This window comes from Heliobacterium mobile, assembly GCF_009720735.1.
GTDB classification, from domain to species: Bacteria; Bacillota; Desulfitobacteriia; order Heliobacteriales; family Heliobacteriaceae; genus Heliobacterium; species Heliobacterium mobile.
On record NZ_WNKU01000002.1, the window covers coordinates 101,413 to 118,023 of the forward strand.

12 protein-coding genes, 4 tRNA genes and 1 riboswitch are annotated in these 16,611 nt (G+C 48.7%); of the genes, 5 read left to right on the top strand and 11 right to left on the bottom strand.

Annotation, left to right across the window (positions count from 1 at the left end; genetic code table 11):
• Positions 1-10 precede the first annotated feature (10 nt).
• The 3 genes from mutL to miaB form a co-directional block, all read right to left on the bottom strand.
• Positions 11-2,098, bottom strand: a complete 2,088-nt coding sequence (mutL, locus tag GJ688_RS03000) for a DNA mismatch repair endonuclease MutL (protein ID WP_155475057.1) — start codon at positions 2,096-2,098, stop codon at positions 11-13.
• On the bottom strand, positions 2,089-4,965 hold the full coding sequence (mutS, locus tag GJ688_RS03005; protein ID WP_235910733.1) for a DNA mismatch repair protein MutS: 2,877 nt from the start codon (positions 4,963-4,965) through the stop codon (positions 2,089-2,091). Before mutS ends, mutL begins: the two co-directional genes overlap by 10 nt.
• 91 nt (positions 4,966-5,056) lie before the next feature.
• Positions 5,057-6,379, bottom strand: a complete 1,323-nt coding sequence (miaB, locus tag GJ688_RS03010; RefSeq protein WP_328597300.1) for a tRNA (N6-isopentenyl adenosine(37)-C2)-methylthiotransferase MiaB — start codon at positions 6,377-6,379, stop codon at positions 5,057-5,059.
• A 272-nt stretch (positions 6,380-6,651) separates the two neighbouring features.
• On the opposite strand from miaB, the gene GJ688_RS03015 reads away from it, so the two are divergent.
• From GJ688_RS03015 to GJ688_RS03030, 4 genes are all read left to right on the top strand, one after another.
• Positions 6,652-6,727: transfer RNA gene (locus GJ688_RS03015), tRNA-Glu, on the top strand.
• A gap of 4 nt (positions 6,728-6,731) precedes the next feature.
• A tRNA-Phe gene (locus GJ688_RS03020) sits at positions 6,732-6,807 on the top strand.
• A gap of 6 nt (positions 6,808-6,813) precedes the next feature.
• Positions 6,814-6,898, top strand: a tRNA-Tyr gene (locus tag GJ688_RS03025).
• 6 nt (positions 6,899-6,904) lie between these two features.
• Positions 6,905-6,979: transfer RNA gene (locus GJ688_RS03030), tRNA-Gln, on the top strand.
• A 151-nt stretch (positions 6,980-7,130) separates the two neighbouring features.
• Here GJ688_RS03030 and GJ688_RS03035 read toward each other — a convergent pair.
• Positions 7,131-7,853, bottom strand: a complete 723-nt coding sequence (locus tag GJ688_RS03035; RefSeq protein WP_155475058.1) for a cytochrome c biogenesis CcdA family protein — start codon at positions 7,851-7,853, stop codon at positions 7,131-7,133.
• A 79-nt stretch (positions 7,854-7,932) separates the two neighbouring features.
• Complete coding sequence (locus GJ688_RS03040) at positions 7,933-8,670, bottom strand: hypothetical protein (RefSeq protein WP_155475059.1); 738 nt, start codon at positions 8,668-8,670, stop codon at positions 7,933-7,935.
• Between the two features lie 173 nt (positions 8,671-8,843).
• Here GJ688_RS03040 and GJ688_RS03045 point away from each other — a divergent pair, with 173 nt between their 5' ends.
• The gene (locus tag GJ688_RS03045; RefSeq protein WP_170291605.1) at positions 8,844-9,746 is read left to right on the top strand and encodes a S8 family peptidase; all 903 of its coding nucleotides are present in this window, start codon (positions 8,844-8,846) and stop codon (positions 9,744-9,746) included.
• Positions 9,747-9,839: 93 nt separating this feature from the next.
• Here GJ688_RS03045 and corA read toward each other — a convergent pair whose 3' ends face one another.
• From corA to GJ688_RS21245, 6 genes are all read right to left on the bottom strand, one after another.
• Complete coding sequence (gene corA / locus GJ688_RS03050; RefSeq protein ID WP_155475061.1) at positions 9,840-10,811, bottom strand: magnesium/cobalt transporter CorA; 972 nt, start codon at positions 10,809-10,811, stop codon at positions 9,840-9,842.
• A gap of 201 nt (positions 10,812-11,012) precedes the next feature.
• A riboswitch (M-box (ykoK) riboswitch) is annotated at positions 11,013-11,179 on the bottom strand.
• A gap of 108 nt (positions 11,180-11,287) precedes the next feature.
• Positions 11,288-11,443 (bottom strand): DUF2197 domain-containing protein, encoded by a 156-nt coding sequence (locus tag GJ688_RS03055; protein ID WP_155475062.1) that lies wholly within the window; start codon positions 11,441-11,443, stop codon positions 11,288-11,290.
• Between the two features lie 42 nt (positions 11,444-11,485).
• Positions 11,486-12,493, bottom strand: a complete 1,008-nt coding sequence (gap, locus tag GJ688_RS03060; RefSeq protein ID WP_155475063.1) for a type I glyceraldehyde-3-phosphate dehydrogenase — start codon at positions 12,491-12,493, stop codon at positions 11,486-11,488.
• 210 nt (positions 12,494-12,703) lie between these two features.
• Complete coding sequence (locus GJ688_RS03065; protein ID WP_155475064.1) at positions 12,704-14,191, bottom strand: putative amidoligase domain-containing protein; 1,488 nt, start codon at positions 14,189-14,191, stop codon at positions 12,704-12,706.
• Entirely contained in the window at positions 14,169-15,275 is a 1,107-nt protein-coding gene (locus tag GJ688_RS03070; RefSeq protein WP_170291606.1) for a YheC/YheD family endospore coat-associated protein, read from the bottom strand. Before GJ688_RS03070 ends, GJ688_RS03065 begins: the two co-directional genes overlap by 23 nt.
• Positions 15,276-15,299: 24 nt before the next feature.
• A complete protein-coding gene (locus GJ688_RS21245) occupies positions 15,300-16,607 on the bottom strand; it encodes a YheC/YheD family endospore coat-associated protein (RefSeq protein WP_155475066.1) in 1,308 nt (435 codons plus the stop codon).
• Positions 16,608-16,611: the final 4 nt, after the last annotated feature.

Consider the following 16,611-nt stretch of genomic DNA (forward strand, 5'->3'; position numbering starts at 1 on the left):
ACGTCAACTCCTAGGAGCGGTGAAATCTGTGTTCCAACTCGCTGCGGTCAATACGTAACAAGTAAGGACGGCCATGGGGGCATGTGTCCATGCCTTCCAACCGGGCCACTTGTTGCAATAGAGCAACCATCTCAGGATGGCTCATCGTTTGTCCCGCTTTGACTGCCCCCCGGCAAGCCAGGCTGCTTAAGGCCTCTCTACAGAGATCCTCCTTTTTTAGCTTGGCTCCCCCTTGGATGCGATCGATGATATCGCGAAGCAACCCTTCTTCCTCACCAGGCGGAAGACCGAGGGGGACGGCTCGGATGAGTAACGTATTCCCACCGAAATGCTCCATGATAATGCCTGCATCGCGCAGGTCTGAAATCCGTTCGATCACGGCATCAAACTCTGCTGGTGTCAATGTGACTGTTACGGGAATCAACAGTTGCTGGCATGACTGTTCGACATCAATGGCTTGTTCGAGTTTTTCTTTCAAGGCATAGTAGAGAACCCGCTCGTGAGCGGCATGTTGATCGATCAGGTATAAAGCACCTTGTCCTTCGGCAAGAATGTACGATCGTTGAAATTGTCCAATAGGGATCCACTCGGCGACCATAGCAGCCTTCAGTGGCACATCATAGAGCGGACTTTTCGGCAAATCCTCAGAGCAGGGCAGACTTTCCGCGACAATGGTATTTCCGGGATACTTCTCCGGGGACTCTGTTTCGACGCAGTACTGGGGACTTGGGTAACTTGTTTTGTCGAAAAGTCCCTTGCTGATTTCTTTTGAGTCTGTCTTCGTAATATCATTTATTGTATTTGTGGCAGCTTCTAATCCATTATGGTCAGTACTCTTTTCCGGGGAGTCTCCGGTGTTTTTTTGAACTCTTTCTCCAATGATTGCGTCGCTTCTCCCCCTGTTGGGTTCCTGGTACACACCAGAAGTTTCCGGCTTTGGGCTAGGTTCAATGGAATCTGTCCACAGAGGTGTCATCTTGGCGACGTTGTTTAAAGACGGTCGGTCTTTGATCGTTTTATCCGGCGTTAAAGAGGATTGACTGTTGTACGCAGATGATAGGGCTGGCTGGGAGGAACCTTCCCGGGTCCACAGCGGTCGGGACAAAGCCCGGCTTCGTAAGGTCTCCTTTAAAACCGATTGAATAAACTCACAAATGTCCCGTTCTTGATCGATTTTTATCTCTTGTTTCGTAGGATGGGCGTTTACATCGACCTTATGGGGAGGGAGGAGCAAGTTGAGCACGAAAAAAGGAAAACGGTGTACCGGTAACAAGCCTTGATAGACTTCTTCTACGGCCAGGGAGAGGCTGCGGCTGCGCACCCAGCGCTGGTTGATAAACCAGGTCTGATGGTTGCGGTTAGCTCGGTTCAGGGAGGGCTCACCGATGAAGCCGTTCAATTCCCATCCCTCCGAGGATTTGTGGGAAAGTGCCAACAGGTGAGGAATGACTTCCCTCCCGTATACGGCCGACAAAGTTTCTAGAGTTTTATTATTCCCTGGGGAACGAAAGGTAACCTGCCGCCCCTGTGTCAACGATACGGCTACGTGGGGATGGGCCAAGGCGAGGCGCCAGATGACCTCGGCACAGGCAGACCCTTCTGCCGTAGACGATCGAAGAAACTTTCGCCGAGCCGGTGTATTGTAAAAGAGGTCTTCCACTTGAATCGTCGTTCCCGGCGGGGCACCCACCGTTTCTACAGGCTGTCTTTCACCGCCTTCTACGCGCAATCGTGTACCTTGGCTGTCGCAGTGGCGGCGAGTGGTGAATTCCATCCGTGATACCGAGGCAATCGAAGGAAGAGCTTCGCCGCGAAAACCGAGGGTTTCAATCGCCATCAAATCTTCAGCACTGCCGATTTTACTCGTAGCATGACGTTCAATACATAGAGCAGCATCTTCTGGCGACATGCCGCATCCGTTATCGACGATCCGGATGAGTTGACGGCCGCCGTCCGTCAAATGTACATCAATACGGGTAGCGCCGGCGTCAAGAGCATTTTCCATCAGTTCTTTCACGATGGACGCTGGCCGCTCCACTACTTCCCCGGCGGCGATTTGGTTGACCGTATGGGTATCTAGGAGTCGAATTACACCCAACGTTCATTCCTCCCCCGCCGCAGCTTCTTTTGTTGCTTAGCGAGCCAGTTCATCGCATCAAGCGGTGTCATGCGGTTGATATCAAGCTTAGCAAGTTCCTCTGCTAAAGCCTTGCCAATTTGAGCATTTTTCGGTGACTGAACCCCTTCTTCAACGGTACCAGAGAACAGTTGCATCTGGCTTGCTTCGGATTCGCTGTTATCATGGCTGACTTGAAACTCTAATCGATTAATCGATTCTGTTTCAACGCTCGCCCCCGGATAATTTACTTGGTTTAAATCATTTATTCCCATGGCTGAAACGTTAAAGGTACCCAATACTTCGGCTTCTGTTAAATGATTTATTTTGGTTACAGAACCCTCGCTAGTAAAAGCTGCAGGTGAAATGTTGTGCGATTCCTGCCGCACCAAAGACCTTTGAAGTGACGGTTGCTCGTCCCTTTCCGCTGGTATAGGAATAGCTTTTTTCCCATCTTTTTGCTCCAATCCGCTCAGGATCTCTTTGGCTCGGTTGATGACCATTGACGGCAATCCAGCCAAACGGGCCACCTGAATGCCGTAGCTCTTGTTTACCCCACCCAAGCGGATCTGGTGCAGGAATGCGATATCATCGCCTGATTCCCGTACAGCGATGTTGTAACAGCGAACGCCTGATAGCGTCTCTTTAAGGTGGACTAATTCGTGATAGTGGGTCGCGAACAGAGATTTGGCGCCTAGACGCTGGATGGCCTCTGCAACTGCCCATGCGATGGCCATTCCATCATACGTGCTGGTCCCCCGTCCAACCTCATCAAGAACGACGAGACTGCGGGAACTGGCATGGTGTAAGATGTGAGCGACTTCGGTCATTTCCACCATAAACGTGCTCTGCCCGGTTGCAAGGTCATCGGAAGCACCTACCCGGGTAAAAATGCGATCAACCACCCCTATGGAAGCTGAGGCAGCAGGAACAAAAGCTCCCACTTGAGCCAACAGGACGATCAGGGCCACTTGACGCATGTACGTACTCTTTCCGGCCATATTCGGTCCGGTGATGAGCAACAACGTCTGGTCGTCGCTAAAAGCTGTATCATTGGGGACAAACAGGCCCGGTCCCAGATGAGCTTCGACGACAGGATGACGACCGCCCTGAATAGAAATCTCAATGTTGTCATGAATCTCTGGACAAATGTACCCCTGTTCTACAGCCACCTGGGCAAAAGAGGCCCATACATCCAACTGGGCGACCTGGTCAGCCGTCACTTGCAGTTGCGGTAATACTTCCTCGATGGAACTGCGTAACTCTGTAAACAGCCTGTATTCCAATTGAGTCAGTTTTTCTTCTGCACCAAGAATCTTCTCTTCATAATTTTTCAGTTCGGGAGTGATATACCGCTCCCCGTTGGCCAGGGTTTGTTTGCGTATGTAATCTTCAGGTACACTGGCCATGTGAGCCCGGGTTACTTCGATATAATAGCCAAAAACCTTATTAAAGCCGACTTTCAAAGATCGAATTCCGGTCCGTTCCCGTTCCCGCTGTTCCAGGTGAGCGAGCCACTCCTTGCCAGAACCGGCTGCCTCCCGCAATTCATCGACTTCCTCGTGAAAACCGGGCCGGATGATTCCACCATCCCGTACGGATACAGGCGGTTCATCGACTATTGTTTCTCGGATCCGGCTCGCAATCGCTGTAAGCGGGTCAATTTGAGCAGCTACTTCGGCTAAGATGGGAGGTCCCTGCCGAAGCTTGTCCAGAATCTCTGGAAGGGCTTGAAGAGAGGTGGCTAAGGCTAACAAGTCCCGGCCGTTCGCTGAACCATAGGCTACTTTACCAGCCAACCGTTCCAGATCGTACACACTGCGCAAACCAGCACGTACATCCTGCCTTAGCAACCCTTCATCGACGAGTGCCGAAACGATCCGTTGGCGGTGATGAATTTCAGTCACCTGGGTTAGGGGTTGTTCAATCCACCGTTTGATCAGCCGTCCGCCCATGGCTGTGACTGTCTTATCGATAACCCCCAGGAGCGAACCTTTTCGGCTACCTTCTCGCATCGTCTGCGTCAGTTCCAGATTTCGTCTTGTCGCTGGATCGAGTCGCATAAACTGTTCCGTCGTATAGGACGTTAACCGCGAAATATGCCTTAAATTCGCTTTCTGAGTCTCCTGTACATAGCGTAGTGCGATAGCTGAAGCGACGATAGCCCCTGGCCAGTGGGCACAGCCAAAAGCATCCAAACTGGATACGGTGAAGTGCCGTTTGAGGACCGTCACCGCTTGCTCCAAAGTGAGTCCTTCCCGTGGGTATTCACTCACCAGTATGCCTTGTTTTTTCCATCCGGAAACGAGTTCAGGATAAGCATTGGCTAATGATGGATGCAGAAGCAACTCTTTTGGAGCCAGGCGCATGATTTCAGCCTGAAAAGCAGCCATCTCTCGGCCGTTCCAACGCGCCGTTTGAAAATCACCGGTAAACACGTCTAAGGCGGCAAGTCCCCACTCGTCGGCGTTTAAGGCTGCACAGACGAGAAAGTTATTGCTCTTTTCCTCGATCAAATTCATATCCATGATCGTGCCAGGTGTAACGACACGGACGACTTCCCGTCGGACAATCCCCTTCGCTGCCGCCGGATCTTCCACCTGCTCGCAAATGGCCACTTTATACCCTTTTTCCACTAACCGAGAAATATAGCCCTGAGCGGAATGAAAGGGGACACCACACATAGGTATCCGTTCCTCTAATCCGGCGTCCCGCCCAGTCAAGGTAATCTCTAGCTCCCGTGATGCCAGGATAGCGTCAGGCCCGAACATCTCATAAAAATCGCCCAACCGAAAGAAGAGAATCGCCTCTGGGTTTTGATTTTTGATTTCCTGATATTGTCGCATCATCGGTGTTACCGCTTTCAGATCTGCCACCTCCACGTGGAAAATAGAAGAGCCTCGGGTGTTCCCGAAGCCCTATCATCGTTGCCTGTCTACATCAGATTTCTTTGCCGATCAACGTCCATGTGCGGGCCTCTTCAATCTTGACATTGATCAAACGGCCAATCATCTCTTCTGAACCTGGAAAGACGACAATTTTGTTTCCTCGCGTTCGGCCTGACATCATTTCCTTGTTATTTTTGCTGGGGCCTTCCACGAGGATTTCCTGCGTCGTTCCTAGCAGCGCCCGGTTGTGTTCTAGGCTGATGACATTCTGCAACTTGAGCAACCGTTGGAAACGGCTCTTTTTCACCTCATCGGAAATCTGTCCGTCCATTTCCGCCGCCGGTGTACCTGAACGTTTGGAGTATAAGAAGGTAAAGGCGTTGTCATAACGGACCTTTTCCAGAAGATCTAACGTGTCCTCAAAGTCGTCATCGCTCTCTCCGGGGAATCCGACGATTAAATCCGTCGTGAGAGCTACATTCGGCATGGCTTCGCGGATCTTGGCGATGAGATCGATATAATACTCCCGTTTGTAACCGCGATTCATTTCTTCTAAAATTCGATTACTTCCGGCCTGTACCGGAAGGTGAATGTGTTCGCACACTTTATCTGCTTTAGCCATGGCCTGAATCAGTTCGAGATCAAAATCTTTAGGGTGAGATGTAGTAAAACGGATGCGCTGCAACCCTTCGACTTTATTGACTTCCAATAACAAGCCAGCAAAATTGATCGCTGGCTCGAGGTCTTTTCCATAGGAGTTTACATTCTGGCCCAACAAGGTGACTTCTTTTACTCCTTGAGCCACCAAATTCGTCACTTCTCGGACGATGTCTTTCGGTGTTCGGCTTCGCTCTCGCCCGCGAACGTAGGGAACGATGCAGTAGCTGCAGAAGTTATTGCAACCATACATGATGGTCACATGAGCCTTGATACCGTCTACTTTGCGATCTGGCAGGTCTTCGACGACTTCACCTTCACTGTTCCAGACGTCCACGACCTGTCCAGAGCGGCATTGTTCAATCATCACCGGAAGTTGGTGCAGGTTGTGGGTACCATAGACTAGATCGACATAGGGGTATTCTTTCTGAATCCGTTCGCTCATGCCCGGTTGTTGAACCATACAGCCGCCGATACCGATGATCACATCGGGGTCAGCAAGCTTGTATTTGCGAAGTTCACCGAGTTTGCCTAAGATTTTTCGCTCTGCTGATTCACGGACACAGCAAGTATTGATCAAAAGGATAGTCGCCTCATCAGGACTGGCCGCTTCATCGTAGCCCATCTGTCTCAAAAAACCAGCCAGGGACTCAGAGTCCCGTTCATTCATCTGGCAACCGTATGTCAAAATCAGATATTTGTTGTTCTTATCGCTCACAAGTCTACTCCTCGACAATCTTTTCAGTTAGATTATTATACCCCGTGAGTTGACTATTGAAAAGCAGCGAGAGCAATTAGATAATTATTCGTTTCTATAAGAGATCGTTCGTCTAAAGACTTATTAAAATAGTGCAATTCATAGAAATATTTAGTTAAACTCAGTAAAATCACTATAATTAGCGTTTTTTAATAATTTTCAACCTATATCACAAAAAATACGGTTGATTTGTGTTCACATCTGATCTAAAATACATCTTGCATTTTAGATTTGGCCCGTTGGTCAAGCGGTCTAAGACACCGCCCTTTCACGGCGGTTACAGGGGTTCGAATCCCCTACGGGTCACCATAACGCCTCGGTAGCTCAGTCGGTAGAGCAGAGGACTGAAAATCCTCGTGTCGGTGGTTCGATTCCGCCCCGAGGCACCATCCTCTGGAGGGATTCCCGAGTGGCCAAAGGGAGCAGACTGTAAATCTGCCGGCTCTGCCTTCGAAGGTTCGAATCCTTCTCCCTCCACCATTTCATTGGGGTGTAGCCAAGCGGTAAGGCAGCGGACTTTGACTCCGCCATTCGTTGGTTCGAATCCAGCCTCCCCAGCCATTTCTAAAATGTTTAACCCGCAAACTATGCTTCGCGGGTTTATTGAAGTATATTTAATCAAAACAAAAAGGAGTTAACCGTTACAAATGTATTGGTTAACTCCTTTTCTGTTTTGCTGAAAACCTTTACATATTCCCCTATAAGTATTCCCCTAGAAGCTAGGCAAAAAGTCCAGATAACCGCTGATTTGGCCCATCTGATCGGTCAAAATGAGAAAACCGATCGCCACCATAACGGCGCCGCTCGCCATAGAGATTTTCGATGAATATTGGACGAACCGTTTCATCCACTTTTCCACTCTAGCCAGCGATAAAGCTGTTATCAAGAAAGGAACTGCAAGTCCGGCAGAAAAGGCGCCTAACAAGGCGATGCCTTGCTTCATCGTCTCACCGGTCGCCGCGTAGATGTAGATGGCAGAAAGAACTGGGCCGACACAAGGAGACCAACCGGCGACGAAGGCCATCCCCAGTAAAAAGGCACCTACTAAACCACCGCTCTTCGGTTTTCCCCCGAAACGAACTTCTCGATAGAGTCCTGGAATCGGCATGAGGCCTGTAAGATGAAGGCCAAAAACGATGATGATTGACCCCGCCACGATACGAAATGTATCTTGATACATAAGCAGTAATTGTCCCACGACCGTCGCCGACGCACCGAGAGCGATGAAAACCGTGGAAAAGCCAAAGACGAAAGCTAAAGCTTTTTGAAAAGTGCCAACATCAAAAGACGTACCCCCTGACTCATCTGACGGTAACTCGGCCACCCTTGTCCCCGTTAGGTAGGTGATATAGGCTGGTACGAGCGGTAAGATGCAGGGAGATAAAAAAGACGCAATGCCAGCCATAAAAGCTACACCGATTGAAACCGAGTCCATGGATACCCCTCCCCCCTATTCTTGTAACAGTTTACCGCAGGAGGGCATCCGTTTCAAGCCACGTTGCACTTCTATTCGTCTATTCAAGATAATGGCTCGTATAGTGTTCAATCAACCCGTCTTTTTCATCACGAGCTACGGCGGGTGCCAGCGTCTGGGCTAAGAGCCGTGCATCTTCAAAGCTGGCGCAGGGAATTCCCCCCAATACAAAAGGCCGGTTTACCTGAAACCGCGGCACTTCCACCCGCAGAGGCTCTGCCGGCAGACGGGTTACCACCGTCAGATAAGGCACTTTGGCCAGTTTGGCATATTTTCGTAATACATGCTGCAGTTTGCTCTCGAATTGGTCCCCCATCGGACCTAAGAGGAGCGTTTGGTCGTATAAATCTTTCCCTGATTTTTGCCATCTCCGTCCCAATGCCTCAAAGCTTTCAAAGCCAGCCTTGGTGGCGAAGTTGGCCGATTCAGTGCGTGCCGCATTTGCCAAAAGCTTTAAGTATTCCTTACGAGGACGCTCCATGTCGAGAACGACAAAAGGCTGTAAGTTCCGGGCCACTGCGCCAGAAGCCAATCGACGATCGTCAGCCAGTTGAAAGGTCATCTTGATGATGATCAAGGACAGGTTGATATCCCGCAAGATGCGGCGTTCTTCTTCATCATAGAGAAAAGGTTCCTCTGGTCCTGGCGGACGCAGATTCGTCCGTTTAGAAAAACCGCTTTGCGGTGCCGTCATCGTCTGGGACGTTCTTTGCTCCCCCACATTGGAATTACCCCAACTGTTACCGCGACGTTGAAACAATTTAACCAGCATACCCATTATGCAAACCCACCCCCGGCGCCTATTACCATTTTATTCCATATATTCTTGAATCACGCCGGGATTCCTCTATCAATATTTATATAGTTTTGTCGAAATAGACGAAGGAACGTCAAATGACTCATCTTCCATATATTGGTTTTAAGTGGCATTTGAATCAAGAAGGTGAGCGAATGAAAACGGTCCATGGCAAAACCCAAATTTTCCCTTATGTTATTCATCGTATTTATAATCGTGTGCCCGGTCAAGTCATCGATTACGGTGTACAGTTGATCAACGCACCCATTGTATGGAAGGAAACCCGCGGTGAAGGTGTCAAGGTAGCTGTGTTAGATACAGGTGTCGATATTGCTCATCCAGATTTAGCCCCCAACATCAAAGGCGGTTATAATTTTTTGGACCGCAACGATAATTACGCCGACAACCACGGTCATGGCACCCACGTCACCGGGATTATTGCCGGAACGGACAATGGTGTTGGCGTCGTCGGCGTGGCACCCCGCACAGACATTTACGCGCTAAAAGTGCTCGACGAAAATGGTGAAGGCAGCGAAAGCCATGTGATTGAAGCGATCGATTGGGCTGTCGATAACCGAGTGCAAGTATTAAATCTCTCCTTTGGCAGTCAGAAGCCGAATGGAAAGCTGCGGAGCGTTATTGAAAAAGCAACCCAGGCAGGTATAGTTTTTGTTGCCGCTGCCGGAAATGACGCGACAAAAACAGTATCCCTCGATTCGATCGACTACCCGGCGCGCTGGTCTGATTTAGTGATCACCGTAGCCGCCGTAGATCGCAACATCAAACGGGCACCTTTCTCTAGTCAAGGACCGGAGCTATACCTCGCGGCTCCAGGTGTAGACATTCTCAGTACCTACCCGAGGAACCGTTACGTCCGCCTCTCCGGCACCAGTATGGCAGCACCACACATCAGCGGTGCCGTTGCACTGATCCTAGCGGCAGCGCGGAAAAAGTCCATACCTAACGTCAAACCGAGCGATGTTCGAAAAGTTCTCGTCAAAAATGCCATCCAGTTAGGTGACCATAACGACTACGGCTACGGGTTCTTTCGTTTTTAAGTTCCCAACGCTCTGATTGCCCTGCTAACTGAGAGAATGAAAAAAAGACGCTGCTATCAAACAGCGTCTTTTTATTACAACCGATCAGAAAGCTCATACCCATTTCTTCCGTTTGAACCAGTAGATCATCGCCACAGAAAGAAATAACATGCTGACCCATATGAGATAGAACATAAACTTATCTTCTTGAAAAGGAATCGGCACATTCATACCAAAGGCACCGGTGATCACCGTCAACGGCATAAAAATGGTCGACATGATCGTCAAAACCCGCATGATTTCGTTCGTTTTGTTCGAGATGATAGAAAAGTACGTGTCCATAGCACTGTTCACCAAGTCCCGATAGGTGTCAATGGTGTCAGTAATCCGCTCCATGTGGTCGACCAAGTCAAGATAATAGGGCCGATTATCTTCGCGAACTTCAAAAGAATAGCGTCCGTTAATATTCGAGAAAATCCGTTTTTGCGGTAAAATCGCCTTGCGTAAAAGCAGCAACGTTCGTTTTAAAGCTAAAATTTCGTCCGTTGTTTCCCGCGCCGGGTTGATATATAACTCATCTTCCAGTTCGTCAATACGAACGCCTAAGCGATCGACAATAGGGAAATATTCATCAATGATACCGTCTACAATAGCATAGAGAAGGTAATCGGGACCTCTGTTCATAAACTTAGGTCCTCTGAGGCAGTGGTAAGCTACCCGCCCTACCGCCGGAAGGGCATTTCGGTGAAGGGTGACGATGTAGTTCTCCCCTAAAAATACGTGGAGATCAAATAGTGTCAGTTCATCGTCGCTCTCTTCATCATAACGCAAGGCATGAAAGACAAAGAAGTAATACCGATCATACCGGTCTACCTTCGGACGGGGACTGCCATGCAGTACGTCCTCAATGGCCAAGGGGTGAAAGTCGAAGACTTGTCCGATATAATTAACCTCTTTGGCGTTGTAATCGTAAAGATCAATCCAAAGCAAATTATCGGGATGTGACAGCCATTGATTAGTCTGTCCCAGTTCGATATCATGAAGTACTTGATCCGCTTGGGCATTGTACAAGTACGTCTTGATCAACCGTTAGCCCTCCCTTAGGGGCTCCGCCGACTCCATTGCAGGGCGTTCCGCGGTAACCCGCACATTTTGTTGTCTTTTTTCTGCATCTGTCTACCAGGTAAACTGTCCACGGAATCACCACCTCCTCGTTGTCAAGCAGTAAAAAGGCTGAACGGAAAAAGCTTCCCCGAAAAAGGGAAGCTTATACGCAGAATAATCCTAATGAACTCCCCTTCGTCCAGTTTTAGCACTGTACAGCTTAGAGCCATGCTCAGCTACATTAAGCTAGACCTTAATTCGGTACAAGCCTGTTCAACCCATCGGCGTCTCTCGACATTTCTGGGCAGTAGCCTATGTCTGTACAGGAGCCTCACCTAACGAGAACTCCTTTATGCGATTATTGACATGATCCTCATTTAATTTACTCCTTACCGAAAGACCTGTCAACCCTGCAATTCCTAGTTCCGACAAAAAAGCAAGAGCAGCGAAGGCTGCTCTCACATCGGTTTAGGGACTTTTTGGTTTTCATTGGCTTCATAGTTTACTTTGGCGGTACAACGTAAACAGATATAAGCGGAGATTTTCGTTTTGCCCTCAAAATCGGTCCATTTCGGGTGATCTGGTCCGATGACTTCTTTTCTTCCGCAAAGCATGCAGCGAGCCTCCACAATATCCCCCCTGCCTTTTGATCTAAATTATAGCAAACTTCCCACTTTCGCGGCTAGATCAAGTACACGGCAGGAGTAGCCCCATTCATTATCATACCAAGCGACTACTTTGGCCATTTTTCCGCTCTTGGTTCCCATCGTGGACATGGCATCGACGATCGAGGAGAAATGACTTCCGTTAAAATCACTCGACACAAGCGGATCGTCACAAACGGCCAGAATACCCTTTAGTTCCCCTGCGGCAGCGTTCCGGAGCGCCCCATTGATCTCTTCTTTGCTGGCGTTACGTTCTAAATTGACGACCAAATCGACGACAGATACGTTAGGAACGGGAACGCGCAGGGAGAAGCCGTTCAATTTCCCTTCTAGTTCCGGAAGCACTAACGATACGGCTTTCGCAGCACCGGTCGTCGTCGGAATGATAGATAGATCCAAGGCACGAGCTCGCCGTAAATCCTTATGTACATCGTCGAGAATGCGTTGGTCGTTGGTAAAGGCGTGGACGGTTGTCATCAGCCCTTCCACAATGCCGAACTCTTTATTGATCACTTTCGCCACCGGAGCTAAACAGTTAGTGGTACAAGATGCGTTGGATAGGATATGGTGTTTGGCTGGATCGTAAATATGATCGTTGACCCCCATGACGATGGTAGCATCTTCATCTTTGGCTGGTGCCGTGATGATAACCTTTTTAGCACCGCCTTCGAGGTGTTTCGCCGCCCCATCGCGCTTGTTGAATTTTCCGGTCGATTCGATGACAATATCAACACCAAGCTCACCCCAGGGAAGCTGGGCAGGATCGCGATTAGAAACGATAGGTATTTCTTGGCCATTTACAATCAGGCACTTATCTCCCGGCTGCACATCGGCATCAAAAACGCCATGAACGGAGTCGTATTTGAGTAAATAGGCTACAGTTTCTGGATCAGAAGTTACATTGACAGCTGCAATTTTCACGTCATCACGATTTACGGCCGCACGAAATACGTTCCGCCCGATACGACCAAAACCGTTAATCCCCAGTGTTACGGACAACGGGTATGCGCCTCCTTATGTACCAAATCTGGATACTAATTCTACTCATTTGGCAAATTTCCTGCCTAATTACGAAGAAATTAGGCAAATAGTATGGCATATTTATTTTTGTGGTCATTCTATTCAACCAACTTTTGATTATTCCCTTTAACGAGGTAATGTCATGAAAATTAAAAACAAAAACCTGTCCGGGATAGACCCAAACAGGAGTCAGCGCATGACGTTGCCAGTGATCCATGAAAAGTTATGTCGAGGTCGCGGTACATAGCGGTATCGCTGCAAGCCGACGGGCAATCTCCAAGTCTCTCGAAGGTCTACTTCTTCACGCATTCCTTGACCCTTTTCATAGAGGGACCAAAAGGTTTGGGTCAGTTTTTTGGTCTCTTCGCTAGGTTCTACCGCGTTTAGTTCCAATAGGGCTGTTTTTAGCAGTGGCAGAAGCTCCTCTACTCTTCCTTTATAAAAAGCTTCTTGAACTTCGAACTGATAAAAGTCCCAGTGGCATAAATATTTATAGCATCTCCCTACGAGCGAAGCGAGAGATAATGCAACCCAAGCCAGTTCGGGAGAAGTGAGCCAAGAACTAGGGGTACGATATTCAAAGCCATGAGGCTTAAGGCGGTAATCTCCCAGTGAACCGTAAAACTGTCTTCTCCGAGCAGCCGTCTCCCCATTTTCCAAAAATAACAGAGGCATCGCCAGATATTGATCCAATGCTCGGATCAACTGGCTATTTGGCCGCAATCCACCGAAGTGGATATGACCTCCGATCGGGTAACCTGGATAAGGTTCTGAGCCGGCGTACCAAGCTACATTTGAATAGGGACAGAGACGGTTCGCTTCGTGTAAGGCACTTCGGAGTTGCTTCATCGCGTCGGTGACAGTTTTGGCCGGCTCGGGACGGACCTCTGCGAGGGGGAGATCATCGGAAGCGCCAAAGGCTCGCCGGTTATCACAACCAATGACCCCTGTGCGAGGAAAGAATCGGGAAGCTGGCACCATCCGCTGGCCCGGGGTAAGAAAAAGCATAAATTCTGGGTCTGATCCAAGGGAAAAGACCGCTTCTCGCTTCCATTCCTCCATTGAGTTGACAATAGCATCTGCATACAACTGTGCTAGACGCTTGTGTACCGTCGGCGATCTCTCTATACCGAGAAGAATCGGCCCTCGAGATCGATTGATGCCTAAATGAACCTTTCCGAAGTCCAAACCTAAGCAATGAAGTGCCCGCATGGCTATAGCCGCCAATCGCTCTTCTTCCCAAGGAGACAGTTGATCTACCCATTGAAAGGAGGGAATAAAAGCTTTATTCGAAGTGAGATCCCGTAACTGCTGCGTCAACAGTATCTTTCGCTGTACCCCTACGACTTTAGAATCCCATAAGTATAACAGATATTCCTTGGGCCAGACTGATACAGGCCAATCGGTGCCGTCATCTCCCAAAAACGCCTGCAGATGATTGAGGCTTAAGATAGCTTCCATTTGGGATTTGCCGGTACGCCTTTGTTCCCAAGGAACGTTGAAATAGCGCTCGGCAGCTTCAAGATCGATTTTTTTTCCCTCACCCCATTCGATCCACCAATCGACAGGCTCTTCCGGGGCACCTCGACCAGCCGAAACATCAATTCCTTTAGCAGAGATCTTCCGGACCAGCTCTGAAACGGTCGACGGGTGGTCATAGTGAATGAATATTTTCATCTTTCATCCCCCTTTGCACCCATAAATGCCGCAAATAGGCTGCTAACAGATCGTAGCTTTTCCGCTGGATGTGAGGCTCATCAAACCGTCCCGGCTTAGAATTAATCTCCAGAATCCATAACTTTTTCTCCTTGCTTTGCCACCCAACATCGAGAGTTAAGATGCCAAAGGTCCCACCGTGTCTTTCTTCCAATACCTTTGCTGCTGAAACAGACATCTGGGAGATTTCCTTTACAAATGGTTTCCATTTGTGCGGACCAAAGCGCCTGTTGAACATCTTCTCGGGAAATACGATTTGCCCCCCGTTCGGACGGTGAGTGACCACCTGTCCTCGACCAGCTAAACGTATCCCCGTGTTTACAAAGGTCCATTCTCCCGCTTCGTTTTTTTGCACGAGTACTCGAAAATCATAGGGTCGATTCCGGTAGCGGTCCAGAAGTATACCCTGTTGAGCCAGGTACTTTTTCCGTCGGAAGAGTTTCTCCATCCATAAGCACAAGGTGCGGTCATCTTGAAAAGAAAAGTTTATCGGTCTTTTGTTCCGGATTCCTATTACCTGCCACCGGCCGTTTCCCTTATGCAACCGGTAAATGCCTTTTCCGGCACAGCTGTTAAGTGGCTTGAGGTAGATCGTTTTCCACTGAGGAACCGTTTCCGCCACTTGCTCCGGCGATGGTTGCAATAGGGTCTCCGGGAGGTAGCTGCAAACGTCAGAATCGACAAGCGAGTTATAGACCAATTCTTTCGAGAGATAACCTGGGTTAAAGAGAATCTTGCCCTGTTCCTGAAGTGAACGAAGCGTTTTTTGCACCGTTGGACTTTGTTCTCTCCGACGACTTAAAATACGATTATAAAAGATATCCGGTACCGGTTGCTTTTCCGCATGCCATAGTCGATCCGTTCCTTGACGCCAAAAAGAAATCTTTTGTCCCTGGGAAAGATCTTGAATGGATACGGCACCGGCATTGATTCCTCTTTGGCGCAGCGCATTGACGACTTCGGCGATGGAATAGGACCACCGGCCGAAGGGGGCTTTCGAAGATTTTGTGCCCCAAGCAATAACCCCAACTCTGGGTCCGAGCAACATCGTTGCCCCCTTTGAATTCAATTAAAACCCGTCGAGATGGCGACCGAATGCCATAGGCCTTTCCAAGGACAATCGTACTTGTTTAGGATCTCCCTCTTCCGTAAACAACCGTTTAAAAGGCTTTGAATTTATCTCTAGAAGCCATATCTTTCCATTTCTATCCAAAGCTATATCTAACCCCAGTTCGCCGAATATCATCCCTGTACTTTCTTCCAGTAATTCGGGAATCATAATTCCCCATTTGTTTAATTCTTTAAGAATAGCGGAACGTCTGCGTTTACGAGTAGTCGAAGCAGCCCGTAACGTATTGAGAATCCCCATCGCCTTTCCGCCTTGACTCAAGTTAGATGTGAATTTTCCTGGCGGTGCAACTCGGCCAAAAGATTTAGTGATCTGCCACACACCCTGACCGTCTTTTTGTGCTAACAGGCGTATGTCAAAGGGTGATCCATTGATAAGAGCCATTCGCAACCCCCGCTGGGCGATGTACTCCTTTTTTTCTATGAGTCCTCTTATCTTCGATTCCAAAACTTGTTTGCCGTAAGCTCGTAATGAATTCATCGATGAGCGCCGTTTTTGAAAGGTAAAACCGCCCGTCGGGTGCACCGCCACACGGTAGATTCCGTATCCTTTGGTTCCATTCACTGGCTTCAAATAGATAACTCGATATTTTTTTAGCATCGGCCAGATTTCGTCGGGTTGCCTTAAGAGGCGAGTTTCAGGGAGTATGGTTTGAACACTCTCATCCTTATAGAGATGTTCGTGCGTTTCCCATTTGTTCAAATAAGATGGGTTAAACAGTATCAAACCAGGAATATCCATCAACCGTTTTTTACATTCGACGACGGTGGAGGTGTTCTCAAACTTTCGGGAGGGAATACGATTATAAATGACCTTCGGCAAGGGAAAAGTTTTGCGAACCCATCGCTGAGCGCTGAGAATTACTCCGGATATGGTCAACTCTTTCCAATTAACATCTTCAGCACTGAAAACAACGGCTACTATCCCTAATCGTCGAGCGTGGCGCTGTGTTTCCATAAGGTGGGCTTTCCATACATAAGATTTTTTGCTCTGATAGGTGAGAATTCCGATCAGCGGTCCAATAGAAAAAGACCGTTCTATTTCCGAGTATTTGAGCCGATAAGCCACATCGCTTGGCCAGCCTATTTGTTCTAATACTTCAGCCTGTAAAGACTTTTCTCGAGATAGATTGGTTCGTATATGCACCGTTCCGTCGACTTTTCTGAGGCCCGCCTGAAAGGAGACGAGAGCGCCATCGTCAAGGTTGTATTCTTTTGCCTGGTGAACGGTCAAATAAATTTGCCCCACATTT